Source organism: Neobacillus drentensis (assembly GCF_036966985.1).
Taxonomy (GTDB): domain Bacteria; phylum Bacillota; class Bacilli; order Bacillales; family Cytobacillaceae; genus Neobacillus; species Neobacillus drentensis_E.
Map to the genome: position 1 here is coordinate 1 of NZ_JBALSN010000028.1, position 515 is coordinate 515.

General features: G+C 42.7%; 1 protein-coding gene. It reads right to left on the reverse strand.

Features of this window, described 5'->3' with window-relative positions; all coding sequences use genetic code 11:
• On the reverse strand, positions 1-339 hold a 339-nt coding region (locus V7659_RS01850; RefSeq protein ID WP_335537746.1), incomplete at its 3' end, for a DnaB-like helicase N-terminal domain-containing protein.
• Between the last annotated feature and the right edge of the window lie 176 nt (positions 340-515).

Below are 515 nucleotides of genomic sequence, written 5' to 3' on the forward strand. Positions count from 1 at the left end.
TTTTGCAATCTCCCAATCTTTCATGGCTGCCAGGGTTAAGATGTTCCTTTTTTCTCGCTCCTTCCACAAATCAAGGATCAGCTTCTCCGTATTGTCGAACTTCTCCAGGTCGGCATATGCTAATAACTCGGAAAGATAGGACATCCCACCAAAGGATTCAAGGTCAGGCATGGTGGTAAAAGTGATTAAATCAATATTCCTGCCTGCCTGGTTTAAATCCAGCATCCTCTTCATTAATTCTTTATGCCGTATACTTTCCAGCTGTTCAGGCTTGATTACCGTATCCTTAAGTAAGTACTCCGCCTTCATCAGGCTTCCTAAAAATGCTTTTTCCGCCATACTCACCAGTCTTCACCTGCCGTAAGATCGAAGTCGTATCCGCTAGGAATATCTCTTCCTCGAGGAAAGGAATCCTTGGATTGCCAATGATTTTGTACAGGCTTTCGGCTCTCAATATAGGAATCAATTTCTTCTACGGACAGTAAAGATTCATTTTCCCAGTTTTTCAGAATCCC